The following is a 16,254-nucleotide window of genomic DNA, read 5'->3' on the forward strand; positions in this document are numbered from 1 at the left end:
TGTGAGAAATTCCACAAGTTGGCTTTGGGTATCTCGCGTAATTGGCAGACTCGTAAACGCGTGCCAGGTAACCGTGGCACCTTGAACAAGTGCGCGGGCCAGCGAGTCGGGGAGCCTGCCATCGGGGAGGCCGGCAATGAGCTTCTCCGCGTGCGCTCGGCGGTCCTCGTTGTCCTGTGTCACGGTTTTCTGTATGTCTTCAGCCTCTATTTCCAGGCTGCTGAGGCGGTCGATCAGTGTCGATGCAACACCGCGGGCCGCTTCGGATGCTTCGCCGTTCCACCCTGCAAACAAATCGGTTCCTCGGACTCGAATATCATCGCGCGCTTGCGCAAGCATTGCTCGCAACCGGTCAAGCGCCGGTGCGTCCCAGTCTTTACCCGAGGCGAGTGCCGTGAGTCTTTCTTCCGCGCTGCCTGCATCGGTCATGATTTTCCCTCCCGTTGGTGATTCGATGGTGTGGGGAGAGTCTGGGTGCGTGGGGGCGCTAGGTATTCGTGTTGTTTCATCGACGGTGCCTGCGGCGCAACAGCAAAAGCATGCTGGTCACCCCCGCGACCACCACAAGCGCGAGAGCGAGTCCACCGGCGACCCATTCCGATACTCGTTGATTCGCATTGTCACGAGCTTTCCCCGGTAATTCGGAGCGCGGAGCCGTGTTCAAGGCAGCGCGCGCCTTCTGTACGTCCTGCTTGGTTGGTGCGCTTGCCCATTGGCATTGATCCATAGAATCCGGCGGTTCCGTCCGATCACTGGCAGTGCAACGCGGGTCGGATGGAGAAGAGACAAAGAGTGGGTTTTCATCGGGAAAGGTCAGCGGATCGGCCGCGAGCATCGCGGAAACGGACAACGCACCAAAACCTGATTTGTTATTCCACGGTGGGATTCCCGGATGTGTTCCACCGTCCGTTGTCCGCACCAGGCTTTGCAGAAGCTGATTGCTGGTTGCCCTGGGGTACTTTTCCTGAGCCAGCGCAAGGGAACCCGCCACGAGAGGTGTCGCCAGAGATGTTCCGTCCCGCCGCACAGGATTCCAGTCGTCGCCCACGGCGAGAATCCATGCTGCCGGAGCGGTAACCGCGACGTTATCCGCTCCCCACTGCTGAAGTCCCCCTAGATCGGTGCCCTTTCCAAGGATCACTCCGTCACGGCCCACCCCGTTTACCGCAACCGAACCGTTTCCCGCGCCGGGATAGGTCCCTGCACCGATGCTGTCATCGCCGGGGTTGGGAACGGCACCCACCACGATGATGTTGCGGGCCGCAGCTTGAAGGAGCGCATCCTTAAACGCGAGCGACGAACCTCCGATCGACGCGGACACTATTGATGCACCCGATTTCATCGCAGCATCAGCCGAATCCTTCCACGAATCTCCCGTGTATTCGCCCTCCTCGTCTTTTCCCGTGACGCACCGAGGTAACCACCCCCGTGATTCCTGCTCCGGTGTTACCAGCGGCCCAGTGGCAAAGAACTCGATTTCTGCTTCCGGGACGATGCCCACAGTTCCCAACCCGCCGTCGATCGCACGCCCGTTCCCTACGAGCATTGCAACAACGCTGGTTCCGTGGCCAGAAATCTGCGCATCAGTACTGTCGGCAGGGAACGGCTCGCCGGTGTCCTGGTTCAGGCAGGTACTCTCATGCACGGTGATATTTGCGCCCTGGAGTTCCGCTGCCCTGAGATTGATTCCACTGTCGATGACTGCGATTTTGACACCACGCCCACGCAATCCTTGCGACGTCGCGGAGCCGATATTGAGTGCGTCGATGTACCAGAGTCCACCGGATCGCTGTTCAGCGTTTGGAATCTCGGTCACCGTTTTTTCCGTTTTCGGAAGCGGTAACGCCTCACCTGCCGTGGGCAGGGCAAGCGTGATAACCGAGGTGAGTGCTAGCTGCGTCAGGACCCGCATGCCTGAACGATTACTGATCATCAGGGTCACCTTCCTGCTTCCGCGTCCGACGCATCACGATGTTGCCCCTGCTGAGCGGCCAGATGACTGCTGTGCAAGCGTTTGGAGAATTGCCAACGTGTCTTCCTCCGCTTGAGCGTCTGCCGCTCGAATCGATGCCACCGCGGCAGCCGAAGCGTCCGAGAACTCGACCACGGAGTCGGAAACCTCGGTCACCATTCGAGCGAGAATATCTAGTCGCATCTTCAGCGACTCACGATACTCCTGTGCCCTCCCCACTTTGACTCCTGTGCTGTGGGAGATCACGGACCTACCCGGAATCTCCATCACCGCATCGGCCAGCTTTTTTGCCAGCGTTTCGGCGTTTTCGTCCACTGATATCTGATTGGGACTCACCATCGAACTCATCACTTCCCACCCGCTTCAACCATCATCTTGGCCCAAGCAGTGAGCCTCGACCTCGTCATTAAAAACCCTAGTCAGATAACAAATAGGATCTGCAAGGGGATTTTTGAGGCGGTTCACGGGGCGTCACACACCCACGGAATCTCGGGGTTTTTCGCCGCCGCCGCGTTGACCGCGATGTCCGGAACCCCTCAACGCCGAACGGCCCCGGAATCGTGATGATTCCGGGGCCGTTCGGTGGTGAGGGCTAGGAGTTGTCGCCGATCTCGGCGAGACGTGCCTCCTCGTCGGCGGAGATTGCCGACTGAATGATGGGTTCCATCGCACCGTTCATCACGGCGTCCAGGTTGTACGACTTGTAGCCGGTACGGTGATCGGCCACCCGGTTCTCCGGGAAGTTGTACGTGCGGATGCGCTCCGAGCGGTCCATGGTACGGATCTGGCTCTTGCGAGCATCCGAGGCGGCGGCGTCGATCTGCTCCTGCTGGTGGGCCAGCAGTCGGGCACGCAGCACGCGCATACCGGCTTCACGGTTCTGCAGCTGCGACTTCTCGTTCTGCATGGCCACGGTGATACCGGTGGGTAGGTGGGTGATGCGCACGGCGGAGTCGGTGGTGTTCACCGACTGACCACCGGGGCCCGAGGAGCGGTACACGTCGATCTTCAGGTCGTTCTGGTTGATCTCGACCTCTTCGGGCTCATCCACCTCGGGGAACACCAGCACGCCGGTGGTCGAGGTGTGGATGCGTCCCTGCGACTCGGTGGCCGGCACACGCTGCACGCGGTGCACACCACCCTCGTACTTGAGGTGAGCCCAGACACCCTGCGAGGGGTCGGTTGCGTTGGACTTGATGGCCACCTGAACGTTCTTGTATCCACCCAGGTCGCTGTGGTCGGCCTCGAGCATCTCGGTCTTCCAGCCCTTGGACTCCGCATAGTGCATGTACATGCGCAGCAGGTCGGCGGCGAACAGGGCCGACTCGGCCCCACCCTCGCCACCCTTGATCTCCATGATCACATCGCGTGCATCGTCGGGGTCACGCGGGATCAGCAGACGACGCAGCTTCTCCTGGTTCTCGGCGAGACCCTCCTCGATCGAGGGGATCTCGGCGGCGAAGTCGTCGTCTTCCTTGGCCATCTCGCGGGCCGCTTCCAGGTCTTCCTGGGACTGCAGCCAGCGGGTGTGCGCGGCGATGATCTTGCTCAGCTCGGCGTAGCGCCGGTTGATCTTCTTGGACCGTGCCGGGTCCTGGTGGACGGCCGGATCCGCGAGCTGCTCCTGCAGATCGGCGTGCTCGGCGATCAGTGTCTGCACTGATTCAAACATGTGATTCCTTATCTCAAAACTGTTTTCGGGGAAAAAGCCCGAACCCGCTGCCCGCGGCAGTGACCTGCCGGCGAGAAACGGGTTCGAGGAAAACAGCTAGCGGTGGTCGTGACCGTTACCCGAGGTGGGTGCCGGCATCGACTTCTGCATCTGTACGAGGAACTCGACGTTGCTGGAGGTCTCCTTCAGCTTACCGAGTACAACCTCAAGGGCCTGCTGCGGGTCCAGGCCGGCCAGGGCACGACGCAGCTTCCAGGTGACCTTGACCTCATCGCTGCCCAGCAGCATCTCCTCACGACGGGTCGAGGAGGCGTTGACGTCCACGGCCGGGAAGATGCGCTTGTCGGCGAGCTGACGGCTCAGACGCAGCTCAGAGTTACCGGTGCCCTTGAACTCCTCGAAGATAACCTCGTCGGCCTTCGAACCGGTCTCGACCAGCGCGGTGGCCAGGATGGTGAGCGATCCGCCGTTTTCGATGTTGCGGGCGGCACCGAAGAAGCGCTTGGGCGGGTACAGGGCGGCGGCGTCCACGCCACCGGAGAGCACGCGGCCCGAGGTGGGGGCGGCCAGGTTGTAGGCGCGACCCAGGCGGGTGATCGAATCCAGCAGCACCACGACGTCGGTGCCCAGCTCCACCAGGCGCTTGGCACGCTCGATGGCGAGCTCGGCGACGGTGATGTGGTCCTCGGCCGGGCGGTCGAAGGTCGAGGCGATGACCTCGCCGCTGACCGTGCGCTGCATGTCGGTGACCTCTTCGGGACGCTCATCCACGAGGACCACCATCAGGTGAGTCTCGGGGTTGTTGGTCGCGATGGCGTTGGCGATCTGCTGCAGCACGATGGTCTTACCGGCCTTGGGCGGGGCAACGATCAAGCCACGCTGGCCCTTACCGATCGGGGCAACCAGGTCGATGATGCGCTGGGTCAGCTTGCCCTGCTCGGTCTCCATGCGCAGGCGCTCCTGCGGGTAGAGCGGGGTCAGCTCGCCGAAGTCCACGCGGGTTGCGGCGTCCTCGACGGACAGGCCGTTGATCGAGTCCACCTTGACGATGGCGTTGTACTTCTGGCGGGCGTTCTGCTCGCCCTCGCGCGGCTGACGGATGGATCCGACCACCGCGTCACCCTTGCGCAGGTTGTACTTCTTCACCTGGCCCAGCGAGACGTAAACGTCGTTGGTGCCGGGGAGGTAGCCGGAGGTGCGCACGAAGGCGTAGTTGTCCAGGACGTCGAGGATACCGGCGATGGGCAGCAGGACATCGTCCTCGGCCAGCTCGATCTCGCCGTCCTCGTTCACGCCGCGACGCTTGCGGTCACGGTAGCGACCGCGACCGCGGCCGCCCTCGTCCTCGGAGTTCTGAGTGCGCTCGGCGGGGCCGTTGTTGTTGCCACGCTCGCCACGGTTGTTGTCGTTCTGAGCGCGCTCGTTGCGGTTGCCCTCACCCTGACCGTTGTTTGCGCGGTCGTTCTGGGTACGCTCGTTCTGGCCGCGGCCGTTCTGACGGGGCTCGGTGGCGTCCTCGGACTTGGTCTCTGCCTGCTCGGCGCGCTCGACGTTGTTGCGTCCACGCCCGCGGCCACGGCCACGGGTGTTGCGCGGCTGTTCGGTGGCCTCGGACGCGTCCTCGGCGGGCGCGGTTTCGGCCGGCTCGGCGCTCTCGGTGGCGTCCGTGTTCTCGGCGGTGTTGCCCTGTCCGCGACCGCGGCCACGGCCACGACCCCGACGGTTTCCGCGAGGAGCCTCGGTGGTTTCGGAATCGGCGTTCTCGGCGGTGCCCGCCTCGGTCGCGTTCTCATCCGGGGTGTTCGGGATCAGCGGAGCGCCGTCGTGGTTGACGTGACCACGAGCGGAAACCGGGGCGGCGTCCTCGGCCGGAGCCTCGGTGGGGGCCACCGGCTCGGCGGTCACGGTGCTGGTGCTGACCCGACGCGAGCCGCGCTTGCGGGCGGCGGGAGCAGCCTCGGCGGCCGGAGCCTCGATGACCGGCGTCTCGACAACGGCAGCCGCTTCGGCCTCGACGACGGTCTCGGCCGCAGGCGACGTCGCCTCGGTGCCGGACGAGTCGGTGTCGGACGAATCGGTGCTGGACGAATCGGCGGCAGAAGCTTCGGCCGCGGCAGTGTCGGCCACGGGTGCGCCACCCGCGGCGCTGTCGGCGGCGCGGGCTGCCACGATGGCCTCAACCAGGGCGCTCTTGCGCAGCTTGGAGGATCCTACGACGCCGTGTTCCGCGGCGAGCGCCTGCAGCTGGGCCACCTTGAGGGTGGACAGAGCGTCATTGGCGATTTCGTAGGTGTTTTCGGTGTTACTCACGGAGGGTTCCTTCCCCTATACCCGGGCATGAGCCACGGGCTGAAATGCTCATCGCGGCATGGGAAACGCGGGATACGAGACCCGACCCGATCCGGAGACGTAATGCTCGGTACGGGGGCACAGAAGCGATGGCGTTGATGTGCAAAATTGACCCGCCCGGCCAGAGTTACCGCCGCGATTCATACAGCGTTCGAGACGGTGTTGCCGTGTGGGATTACGCCCAGACTAGCACCTTGCGGGACCTCAACGCGAGAGAAACCCCGCATACCGATTCGGCATGCGGGGTTTCGGCGCGGCAACTAGTCGCCGGATTAGGCCGCGTGTTTACGCCGCATGATCAGGCCACCGGTACCGAGGAGCATCAGCAGTAGGGCGATAATGCCACCCGAAATGGGTGGGGTGGTGCCGGTGGCACCCAGCGACCCACCCGATTCGGGCGAGGGTTCTTCGGTACCGGGGGCGGTGGGTCCGGCACTCGGGTCGGGCGTGCCCGGATCCGTGGGTCCGGTGGTCGGCCCGGTGGTCGGCCCTGTCGTGGGCCCCGTAGTCGGCCCGGTGGTGGGTTCGGTCGTCGGCTGTACCGCAGTTTCCACCGGGAGACGGTGCTCGGCGGGTGCCGCCTCGATCGTGCCGGTCGTGGCGTTGTCGCCCTCGGCGTCGGCCGTGTTCACCACCGCCTCGGCGCGCGCATCCTCGGCGGAGATGACATACGGCTCCACACTCACGCAGCGCATCGACTCCCCGCGCTCAAGGGTATTGGCTGGGCAATCGATGCTCACCTCTGCGCCGGTCAGGAGCGGATCGTTGATGCGCAGGTCCTCGAGCCGGGTGTCCCCGGTATTTGTCAGCGTGAACGCGTACCAGACGTGATCCCCGGCATCCACGATGCCGTTACCGTTGACGTCCTCAACACCGGCGGGAACCGATCCTGCAGCCGGATGCTCGGTGTCCAGTTCCTTGGCCAGGCTCATCCCCGGTTCGGCCCGCACAACCGGGACCGTGACGGCGGACGGTGCCGAGGACAGCCGCGCCCCATGGTCGGGAATGCCGCGCACGGTTGCGCTGTTGCTCACCCGTCCGGCCTCCACATCGGAAGCCTGTACCTCGTAACCAGACTCGGTTGCACACGTGGTGGACTGTCCGGGCCGCAACCGCACGGTCTCGCACCTCACGCCAACACCCTGCTCCTGAACCAGCGGGTCAATCACCTGAATCTGTTCGATCGTGGTGGCACCGGTGTTTGTCACCGTGAAGCCGAAGGGCAGCAGGTCGCCGAGGCTGATCGTGCCGCTCCCATCAAGATCCTCAAACGTCCCGTCGAAGGTCTTGGTGATACTGATCCCCGGCACAAAGTGAACGGTGCACCCGAGGTTACCCTCGACGCACACGGCCGGACGTGGCTCCCCCGCGCGCAGCAGGAAGTTGGCCACAACCCCGTCGCCATCCCGGGGCCCGATGGTCACCGGGTAGCTCACGCTCACCCGCTGTCCGGGCTGAAGCGTCCCGGTGAGGCTCAGCCGCCGGGTGGCCGCGTCCCACGCCGGGGTGAGGTCTGCTCCGGCCGGGGTGATGGTCAGGTCGGGTGTCCAAAAACCGGTGAGATCCGCATCGTCGGCCACGCCGGTCATATCGTCCACGTGGTCGATTGGTACCGGATTTTGGCCGTTGTTGGTGAAGATCAGGGTGTAATCGATGGTGTCTCCGGGAACCACGGCGGTCTCTCGGACCGGACTACTGGATTTCTCGATCGAGAGCCCGTCCACCAGGTGTTCGGTCCATCCGCAGGTGGGCAGGCTTCCGTTTGCAACCACCGGACACTCCTCGGGGAAGGGCGGCGGGATCTCCTCAGTGTGGGTGAACGCCACATTGAGCAGGGCTCCGTCCCCGCCCTGATCCAGGGGTTTTACCGTGGCCGGGTAGCCGAGCTCAATGGAGGTGCCGATCGGGATGCGCTGCCCGGTCCAGGTCCACTGCTGCCGGTCTGCACGCACGTCGGTTGTGCTGCTGGCGTCCGCGGGCAGTTCGGCGCTGGCGGTCTGGGTCAGTGCCGAGAGGTCCACATCGGCGTCATCAGCGACGCCGGTGACGGTGTCGCTGAGCCGACCGTTCCAGAAGGTGGCCGGCTGGGTAACCTGCTCCGGATGCGGGTAGGGAACGGCACTCGCTGTCACCGTGTAGGCAATCGTTTCACCGGGTGCCACGATGGCATCCGAGGCGGGCACCGCGGCCTTGGCCAGCGTCACGCCGGGAATGTCCATGGTGACCACGGGAGCGCCGGGCTGGTTCAGATCGAAGTGTTCAAACGCCCAGGTGTCAATTGACCGGTTGTTCCCCCAGGATCCGCCGTTGGTGGTGCTGGAGGCGCTGCCGTTCATGTCTTTACACCCGGTGGCACTCCACCCGCGAACACCGGCGGTGGAATCGACGCCGGCCGCGGCTGAGCGCAGCGGCGAGGGCTGAGTGCCGCACTTAATGTTTGCCTGGCGGTCCCACTCGCGCAGGGTCACCGGTTCATCATTCCAATGGATGATCGAGGATCCGCTGCTCTGCAGACCGTTGAGTCGGGTGACCCGCATGCCGCCGGAGAGCACCTCCACATCGCCCAGCAGAAAGTGGGACTCGCCGAGCTTTTCGATCCCCGCCCTGAACGCGATCGGGGTGCTGGTGGGAATCTCTGCGCCGGTGGCATCGCGGCCATCAAAGCGGAACCTGCCCGTGCCCGCATAGGCGGCCGCTTGGGTGACAATATCCCGTGGCCCATCAAAGACGCCGTCGGCGTCGGTGTCGATCAGGATCTCCACGTTGCCCTCGAACCCGGTCGCGGTGAAGGAGAACTCCCCCGCGCGCGATCCCGGTGCATCCGGTACAAAGCTATCCACGGTGAGGGCGGGCTTTTCCAGCGGCACGTTGAGCCAGGTGGATCCGCCGCCGGGCAGACTCACGGTGCGCGGCAGGCCGTCCAGATTGGGTTTGCCAAAGAAGATTTTGTCCGGTGCCGCACCACACTGTGGCTTCCAGGCGACCGGCCCAAACTCGGGTTTGGGATTGTTGGCACCGGAGGCGAGCGAGTGATAGATCGACGTGCAGGTGGTGCCGTTCACGTTGCCAAACGCGGAGGCCTGGAATGCGGAGGTGATGCCCCGCAGCCCGCGGTATTCCACCTCATACGTGTAGCCGAACTCGGTCTGCACCCACATCGGGTACGAGGCAGTGGTGGAGGAGTCGGTGAGGTCAAAGCGTTCGCTCCAGGTGCGGCCGGGCACGATGGAGGATCCGCGCAGCGGGTTCACCTGCCAGGTCACCACGTTGCGGCCGTGATTGTTGGGGTGGGATCCACGTAGGGGCTCGAGGGCTGCTACCCACACGCCGGCCTCGGTTTGAACCGGGCTCTGCCAGTCGCAGCGCTTCCCAGAGCTTGTGGTGTCCGAGCATTCCCACGCCTTGGTCCCGTCGGGCGCGTACACAACCCACTTGGTGTAGAGGTCCCCGCCGTTGGCACCGGTGTTGGTGCGGAACGCGGAGCGCACCTGGAAGCTCTCCCCCGGGCTCACATAGCTGTACCAGCGCTGCGGAATCTGCACCGAGGTTCCCTCAACTCCGGATTCGGCGGAGGCGGGCGGCGCACTCACCGCATCCAACGCATATCCTCCGGCCGCTACGAGGACCAGGGCGAGCGTCCCGGCGATCCGGGACCGCGCCCGACTCGGACTCGGAGTTATCCGCGCGCCTCGATCACCACGTGTGCGCTTCATCGGCCACATACACCACCCATTCCCCTTGGTGAGCGCCACACTATCGGGGTTTTTGGGCGATTGGCTAGGGTTTCTGACACACGGAAACCAATTGGTATAAAAAAGCCGAATGGCGACCCCCGATCGAGGGTCGCCATTCCGAAATGTGTGATCTAGGCCGCGGAGAGCGGGGCCACGCTGGCTCCCTGCACGTCCACCGCGAGCGAGTGGATCTGCCACGGCACGCTCGCATGCTCGCTCACAAACGCGGCGGCGGCGGTGCGGGCACCGGTGCCGTCGGCGAGGACCAAGATCGAGGGCCCGGCACCGGAAACCACGGCCGGGAAGTCCTGCTCGCGCAGTGCGGTGACCAGCTCGTGGGTCGCGGGCATCGCCGAGGCACGGTAGTTCTGGTGCAGACGGTCCTCGGTGGCGTCCCACAGCAGGTCGGGGCTCTGGGTCAGCGCGGCGATCAGCAGGGCCGAACGCGACACGTTGAAGACCGCGTCCTCATGCGGCACCTGTGCGGGCTGCAGACCACGGGCCACCTTGGTGGAGAGGGTGTGCTCGGGCACCAGGACCAGCGGCGAGACGCCGCGGTGCACCGCGAGCTTCTTGTGCTTGGGACCGGCGGGAGTTTCCCAGGCGATGGTCAGTCCACCAAACAGGGCCGGGGCCACGTTGTCCGGGTGGCCCTCGATCTCGGTGGCGATGCGCAGCAGGTCCTCATCGGAGAACTCGACGATTCCCTCGAGCAGGCCCTTGGCGGCCATGATCCCGGCGACCACGGCGGCCCCCGAGGAACCCATGCCGCGACCGTGCGGGATCGTGTTGTGCGCGACGATGTTGACGCCGGGCACCGGCTGACCCACGGCGGTGAACGCATAGGCCATCGAGGTCACCACCAGGTTGGTGTCGTCGGTGGGGACGGTTCCCTCCCCCACGCCGTGGATGTCCACAAACGCTCCGGGCTCCTCCCGCACGCTCACCTCGATCTCGTCGTACACGCTGAGCGCGAGTCCCAGGGTGTCAAACCCCGGGCCGAGGTTGGCGGAGGTTGCGGGGACGCGAACACGAACGCCGCGGCCGAGCAGGGTCGCGACGTTCTCGGGCATGTCCGAGGGGCTCATTCCTGTTTAGTCCTAACACCGAGCGGGCTCGGAATACTGACCACCTGTGTGGTCGTGGTGATGATGGGGTGCCAAGAATCGGCGAGGGATGGCGCCGCACGGTGCCGCGCCATCCGATTGTTTTGAGACTACTCGCCCTCGAAGCGCAGCACGCTGACAACCTCGCGCACGGCCTCGTGGGAGCGCAGCTCGGAAACGGTGTTCTGTACCGCGTCCTCGCGCGAGGTGTGGGTGCCGATCACAAGCATCGCGGTGCGCTCCTCGGAATCGTCGGCAGCCTCGGCGACCGACTGCACCACGGTCTCGACCGAGACGCCGGCCTCGGCCAGGATCCCGGCGATCTGGGCGAGCACGCCGGGACGGTCGCTCACCCGCAGGGCGATCTGGTAGCGGGCACGTACCTCGCCGATCGGGATCAGCGGGAGCTTGGCGGTGGCACCATCCGTGAGCCCCGGGCCGCCGGCAACGTGGCGTCGGGCGGCGGACACCAGGTCACCCAGCACCGCCGAAGCTGTCTGCACACCACCGGCACCGGCACCGTAGAACATCAGCGGTCCGGCCGCGGCGGCCTCCACGAAGACCGCGTTGTTGCCGCCGTGCACCGAGGCGAGCGGGTGCTCCTTGGGGATCAGTGCCGGGTAGACCCGGGTCGAAATGCCCTCGCCGTGCTCGCCGGTCACGCGCTCGGCGATGGCCAGCAGCTTGATCGTCGCACCGGCGGCGGACGCATCGGCGATCTGCTCGGCGGTGATATCGGCAATGCCCTCGCGGTAGACGGCCTCGGCGGGCACATCGGCGTGGAAGGCCAGACGGGCGAGGATTGCTGCCTTCTGCGCGGCATCGTAACCGTCCACATCCAGCGTCGGGTCAGCCTCGAGGAAGCCCAGCTCAAACGCGGTCTTCTGGGCCTGCTCCATGGTGTCGCCGAAGCGGTCCATGCGGTCCAGGATGAAGTTGGTGGAGCCGTTGACAATCGCCAGGATGCGGTTGACGCGGTCGCCGGCGAGGCTCTCGCGCAGCGGACGCAGGATCGGGATCGCACCGGCAACGGCCGCCTCATAGGAGATCAACGCGCCCACCCGGGCGGCGGCCTCAAACAGCTCGGGACCGTGGGCGGCAATCAGCGCCTTGTTTCCGGTGACCACATCCGCGCCGGCGGCGATGGCCTCAAGGATCAGGGTGCGGGCCGGTTCGATGCCACCGATCAGCTCGATCACGACGTCGGCGCGCTGCACCAGGTCGTGGGCGTCGGTGGTCAGCAGCTCGGCCGGGATGTCCCAGTCGCGGGCGGAGTCCAGGCTGCGCACGCCCACACCCACCAGGTCCAGGGTAATGCCCGCGCGGGCGGCGAGCTCCTCCCGGTCCTCGGTCAGCAGTCGTGCCACCTGCGATCCCACCGAGCCTGCGCCCAGCAGCGCGACGCGCAGGGTCCGAAGTTCACTCACTTTTTGTCCAATCCGGCATCGCGAGCCAGTAGTTCGGTTTCGGTCTCGCCGCGCACCAGCAGACGTGATTCACCGTTCAGTACGGCGACCACGGCGGGACGGCCGAGGAAGTTGTAGTTGCTGGCGAGCGACCAGCAGTAGGCACCGGTCGCGGGGACGGCGATGCGATCGCCCGGGACCACATCCGCGGGCAGATACTCGTTGTACACCACGATGTCGCCGGACTCGCAGTGCTTTCCAGCCACCCGGGAGAGTGCGGGTGCGGCAGCGGAGACGCGGTTGGTCATCCGGGCCGAGTACTGAGCTCCGTAGAGTGCGGGGCGAGCGTTGTCGCTCATGCCGCCGTCCACGGACAGGTAGCGCCGGATCGCGGTGCCACCCTCGGGAAGCGCCACCGAAACATCCTTGGTGGTGCCAACCTCGTACAGACTCATCGTAGTGGGTCCCGAGATGTAGCGGCCGGGCTCAAACGCCAGGACCGGCACGGCGATGCCCAGGCGCACGGCCTCGGTGGCCACCTGATCGGCGATGTCGGCGGCGAGGGTTTCGATTTCGGCCGGGTCATCCGCCCGGGTGTAGGCGATTCCGAATCCGCCACCGAGGTTCAGCTCGGGGATGTCGCCGCCGGCCAGCAGGTCGCGGTGGAGCTCCAGCATGCGGGCGGCAGACTCACCGAAACCGGCCGAGCCAAAGATCTGCGATCCGATGTGGCAATGCAGTCCGAGGAATTTGAGTTCCCCGCGGGCCCGGATCTTCGCCACCGCGGCGGGAGCGTCGGCGCGGGTGATGCCGAACTTCTGGTCCTCGTGGGACGTGGCCAGGAAGTCGTGGGTGTCGGCGTGCACACCCGAGTTCACGCGCAGACGCACGTTCTGGACCACGCCGTGGCGGGCGGCGGCATCGGCGACGCGGTCGATCTCCTGCAGGCTGTCCAGCACGATGGCGCCGATACCCGCGCCGACCGCGCGATCAATTTCGGCCAGCGACTTATTGTTGCCGTGCAGGCCGAGGCGCGCGGCGGGAATCCCCGCGGCCAGCGCGAGGGCGAGTTCTCCCCCGCTGCAGACGTCGACGTAGAGGCCCTCCTCGGCCACCCAGCGGGCGATATCCGCGCTGAGGAAGGCCTTGGCGGCGTAGTACACCTTGGCGCTGGTACCGATGCGTGCGGTTTCGGAATCAAAGGCGGCGCGAGTACGCGCCGCGCGACCACGGAAGTCGGCCTCATCGATCACATACAGCGGGCTGCCATAGGTTGCCGCCAGCTCGTCCACGGGGATTCCGGCGAGGCTCAACCGGCCATCGGCCGCGCGCGTGGTGTTGGCGGGCCAGAGTCCGGGCGCCAGGTCGTTGGGGTCTGCGGGAATCTCCAGCCAGGCGGGGGCGAGATCGGCGGAGTCGAGAGAGTGAGCGGCCACGGCGGAACCAATCTGAGTCGTGGGGATAGCGCGCGGCTATCCGGGGCGGAGTCCGACCAGTCTAACCGGGCGGCACCTGCCCATTTTCCCAGAATCCGTATGCCGCGCGGTGCACATGTTTCCTCCCGCGTCGGCCAGGGGGATCCCTAGTTACCGCTCTCCGATGCGGCAACCTCGGCACGCTCCCGCTTGCGTGCGCGGGAGGCCCGCAGGTTGGCGACGTTTCCACAGACCAGGGCGTCATGCCAGACCCCGCTGGAGTTGCGGGATCGATCGTAGAACGCGACCTCACACTCGGGGTTACGGCACACCTTGAGCCTCGGCCAGGTGCCCTGAAGCTGCGAACGATAGGCCCACAGCAACACTTCGGCGAGCGCGGCATCCCAGCCGGTGCCCGCAGGAGTGGGGGCGACCGTGCCGTCGGCGCGGAGGCTCATGTCCAGGACCGTGCGGACATCTCCACCCGACACTTCGGCAGCGGTCTCAACCCCCGGGACCACCCCACCCTCGGTCAGCGCGGCGCGCAGTGCATCGCGGAGGGCACGCAACCGGGACGAGCCTCCCGGAACTCCATTCTGCGCTAATCCGAGTGATCCGAATCGCTCGGACCACCAGTGTGCGGCCACGTCATCGGCGGCCAGGAGATCGGGCTTGCCGGAACGACCATTGGCAAACGTATTGAGCAGATCCTGAATCGCTCCCGCATCATCCGGTCCGGTGATGACGCCGTATCGCTCGCTGGTGGTTCCCATACATGCAGCGTAACCCCCGACAGTGGTGTTTCCCTAATGATTCTGTCTGCTGCGCTTTACATTGCGCCCGCGAGCATATCGATTGGGTGTCTGATCGTTCGGTGACGCGGCACTCGAAGCCCGTCCGAGTAGGCTGAAGGCATCACATCCCCTACTTTCGAAGGCGAGTACCGTGACCGAGTCAAACTCCCCCCTGACCACCGCCGAACTGGCGCAGTTCATTGACCACACCCTGCTGGCCCCCACCGCGACCACCGCGGACGTGGCGGCCACCATCGCCGAGGCTGCACGCCTGGGCACCAAGGCCGTATGCCTGTCCCCCTCGGTCCTGCCGGTGCAGATGCCCGAGGGCGTGGACCTGAGCCTCGCCGTGGTGGTGGGCTTCCCCAGCGGTAAGCACCACTCCTCGATCAAGGCAGCCGAGGCGGCCCTGGCCGCGAGGGAGGGTGTGGACGAGGTCGATATGGTGATCGATATCGGTGCCGCCATCGAGGGCCGCTACGCCGATGTCGAGGCCGATATTCGCGCCGTCCGCGAGGCCGCTCCGGCCCCCGTGCTACTCAAGGTCATCATCGAATCGGCCACCCTGTCGGATGAGGCCATCGTCGCCGTCTGCGAAGCTTCCGAACGCGCCGGTGCCGACTTCGTGAAGACCTCCACCGGTTTCCACCCCGCCGGCGGCGCCTCCGTGCACGCGGTTGCCCTGATGGCGAAGACCGTCGGCGGACGCCTGGGCGTCAAGGCCTCCGGTGGCGTCCGCACCCGCGAGCAGGCCGAGGCCATGATCGCCGCCGGTGCCACCCGCCTGGGTGTCTCGGGCAGCGCCGCCCTGCTGGCCGACTCGGCCACCGAGGGCCCCGTGGGCTACTAACACTCATTCGCAGGGGGCACCGCCGGTTTCCGGTGGTGCCCCTTTTCAACGCCTCGTGTTTTGACACGTATTTGACACGTCAAAACGTTTCTGGCGCACAGACCGGGTACCGATAAGCGGACCACACCCGGGTTCCACGCCCCCCAAGCAACTAAGCACCGCGTTTGCGCTCACCAGCTATAGGATCCTAGCTAAATCGGAATACCACGGTTCCACCCCGGCTTCTGGATCAACAGGTCATCGTGCAGCCGCGCCCGACATTCTTCAGCGAAGGGCACAGCCAGGCTCGGATCGGCCAGAAATCTCTCGTAGGTGACCGGGGTGATGCCGTAGTACTCGATGTAGTCCGCCACGCCGATCGTGACGGGGATAGACACATAGAAGTTCCCTGACTCCTCATCTATACCCAACCAGAATCGATTCTCCTTCGAAAAATATGTGTCACGATCACGAATTCTCATTTGATACCTTCCCACCGGGAACCAATCGCTATTTGCACCCGACTCTTCCACCGGGATGCCCCACCGCATTTATCCCGATCGTGCCTCGTATTCCCATCGGCATCTAGGGCAGTGCGGCCAGCTCGCGTAGCTCGGCAAGGCTCTCAATTCTCCGCAGCGAACCGGAGTCTATTCGTCCGATGCGGTGTCCAAAGTTTTCATCAATCAGGCTTCCGTATGTTTGTGAGGGGGCCTCCCCGCCGAGGTAGCCGCGGTTAAGGTACTCGTTCCACACGGCACCGGCGTTGTAGCCGTCCGGATCACACGCACGCCGAGTAACGTAGCCGGCAGCGGCCTCCTGATCCGAAAACCAGAAGTAGCCGAGGATTTCTGGCCCGTCACCTCGCGCAATTGCAGCAAACGATACCGCCCCGAGAGGCTGTCGTGCAAAGTGGTTGTCCACGCTTCCGACAATTGCGAACCCCACGTCCTCGGCCCAACGCCCATACGCAACGC

12 protein-coding genes are annotated in these 16,254 nt (G+C 65.2%); 1 reads left to right on the plus strand and 11 read right to left on the minus strand.

Annotated elements, in window-relative coordinates:
* Positions 1-505: 505 nt before the first annotated feature.
* The 9 genes from D9V34_RS08650 to D9V34_RS08690 form a co-directional block, all read right to left on the minus strand.
* On the minus strand, positions 506-1,933 hold the full coding sequence (locus D9V34_RS08650) for a S8 family peptidase (protein WP_121688405.1): 1,428 nt from the start codon (positions 1,931-1,933) through the stop codon (positions 506-508).
* Positions 1,934-1,966: 33 nt separating this feature from the next.
* Complete coding sequence (locus D9V34_RS08655; protein ID WP_147441659.1) at positions 1,967-2,287, minus strand: hypothetical protein; 321 nt, start codon at positions 2,285-2,287, stop codon at positions 1,967-1,969.
* A 277-nt stretch (positions 2,288-2,564) separates the two neighbouring features.
* Entirely contained in the window at positions 2,565-3,644 is a 1,080-nt protein-coding gene (gene prfA / locus D9V34_RS08660; protein WP_121688407.1) for a peptide chain release factor 1, read from the minus strand.
* A 96-nt stretch (positions 3,645-3,740) separates the two neighbouring features.
* The gene (rho, locus tag D9V34_RS08665; RefSeq protein ID WP_121688408.1) at positions 3,741-5,954 is read right to left on the minus strand and encodes a transcription termination factor Rho; all 2,214 of its coding nucleotides are present in this window, start codon (positions 5,952-5,954) and stop codon (positions 3,741-3,743) included.
* A gap of 311 nt (positions 5,955-6,265) precedes the next feature.
* A complete protein-coding gene (locus tag D9V34_RS08670; protein ID WP_183091915.1) occupies positions 6,266-9,706 on the minus strand; it encodes a DUF7927 domain-containing protein in 3,441 nt (1,146 codons plus the stop codon).
* 152 nt (positions 9,707-9,858) lie between these two features.
* Positions 9,859-10,815: a homoserine kinase gene (thrB, locus tag D9V34_RS08675; RefSeq protein WP_245991967.1), complete on the minus strand. Its 957-nt coding sequence runs from the start codon at positions 10,813-10,815 to the stop codon at positions 9,859-9,861.
* Between the two features lie 128 nt (positions 10,816-10,943).
* A complete protein-coding gene (locus tag D9V34_RS08680) occupies positions 10,944-12,260 on the minus strand; it encodes a homoserine dehydrogenase (RefSeq protein ID WP_121688411.1) in 1,317 nt (438 codons plus the stop codon).
* Entirely contained in the window at positions 12,257-13,675 is a 1,419-nt protein-coding gene (gene lysA / locus D9V34_RS08685; RefSeq protein ID WP_121688412.1) for a diaminopimelate decarboxylase, read from the minus strand. The genes D9V34_RS08680 and lysA overlap by 4 nt, the downstream gene beginning before the upstream one ends.
* A gap of 146 nt (positions 13,676-13,821) precedes the next feature.
* Positions 13,822-14,427: a CGNR zinc finger domain-containing protein gene (locus tag D9V34_RS08690; protein ID WP_121688413.1), complete on the minus strand. Its 606-nt coding sequence runs from the start codon at positions 14,425-14,427 to the stop codon at positions 13,822-13,824.
* 172 nt (positions 14,428-14,599) lie between these two features.
* On the opposite strand from D9V34_RS08690, the gene deoC reads away from it, so the two are divergent.
* Complete coding sequence (gene deoC, locus D9V34_RS08695) at positions 14,600-15,298, plus strand: deoxyribose-phosphate aldolase (RefSeq protein WP_220700564.1); 699 nt, start codon at positions 14,600-14,602, stop codon at positions 15,296-15,298.
* Positions 15,299-15,489: 191 nt separating this feature from the next.
* On the opposite strand, the gene D9V34_RS08700 is transcribed toward deoC, so the two are convergent.
* Both D9V34_RS08700 and D9V34_RS08705 read right to left on the minus strand, forming a co-directional pair.
* Positions 15,490-15,675: a hypothetical protein gene (locus tag D9V34_RS08700; RefSeq protein WP_220700565.1), complete on the minus strand. Its 186-nt coding sequence runs from the start codon at positions 15,673-15,675 to the stop codon at positions 15,490-15,492.
* A gap of 187 nt (positions 15,676-15,862) precedes the next feature.
* Positions 15,863-16,201, minus strand: coding sequence for a hypothetical protein (locus D9V34_RS08705; protein ID WP_121688414.1), 339 nt, complete (start codon positions 16,199-16,201; stop codon positions 15,863-15,865).
* Between the last annotated feature and the right edge of the window lie 53 nt (positions 16,202-16,254).

It is taken from the genome of Mycetocola lacteus, from assembly GCF_003667575.1.
Classification (GTDB): Bacteria; Actinomycetota; Actinomycetes; order Actinomycetales; family Microbacteriaceae; genus Mycetocola; species Mycetocola lacteus.

Excerpts from the sequence above, each read along its gene's own strand:
- prfA (WP_121688407.1), bottom strand. The coding sequence starts at position 3,644 with ATGTTTGAATCAGTGCAGACACTGATCGCCGAGCACGCCGATCTGCAG.
- D9V34_RS08670 (WP_183091915.1), bottom strand. The coding sequence starts at position 9,706 with ATGAAGCGCACACGTGGTGATCGAGGCGCGCGGATAACTCCGAGTCCG.
- thrB (WP_245991967.1), bottom strand. The coding sequence starts at position 10,815 with ATGAGCCCCTCGGACATGCCCGAGAACGTCGCGACCCTGCTCGGCCGC.
- D9V34_RS08690 (WP_121688413.1), bottom strand. The coding sequence starts at position 14,427 with ATGGGAACCACCAGCGAGCGATACGGCGTCATCACCGGACCGGATGAT.
- D9V34_RS08650 (WP_121688405.1), bottom strand. The coding sequence starts at position 1,933 with ATGATCAGTAATCGTTCAGGCATGCGGGTCCTGACGCAGCTAGCACTC.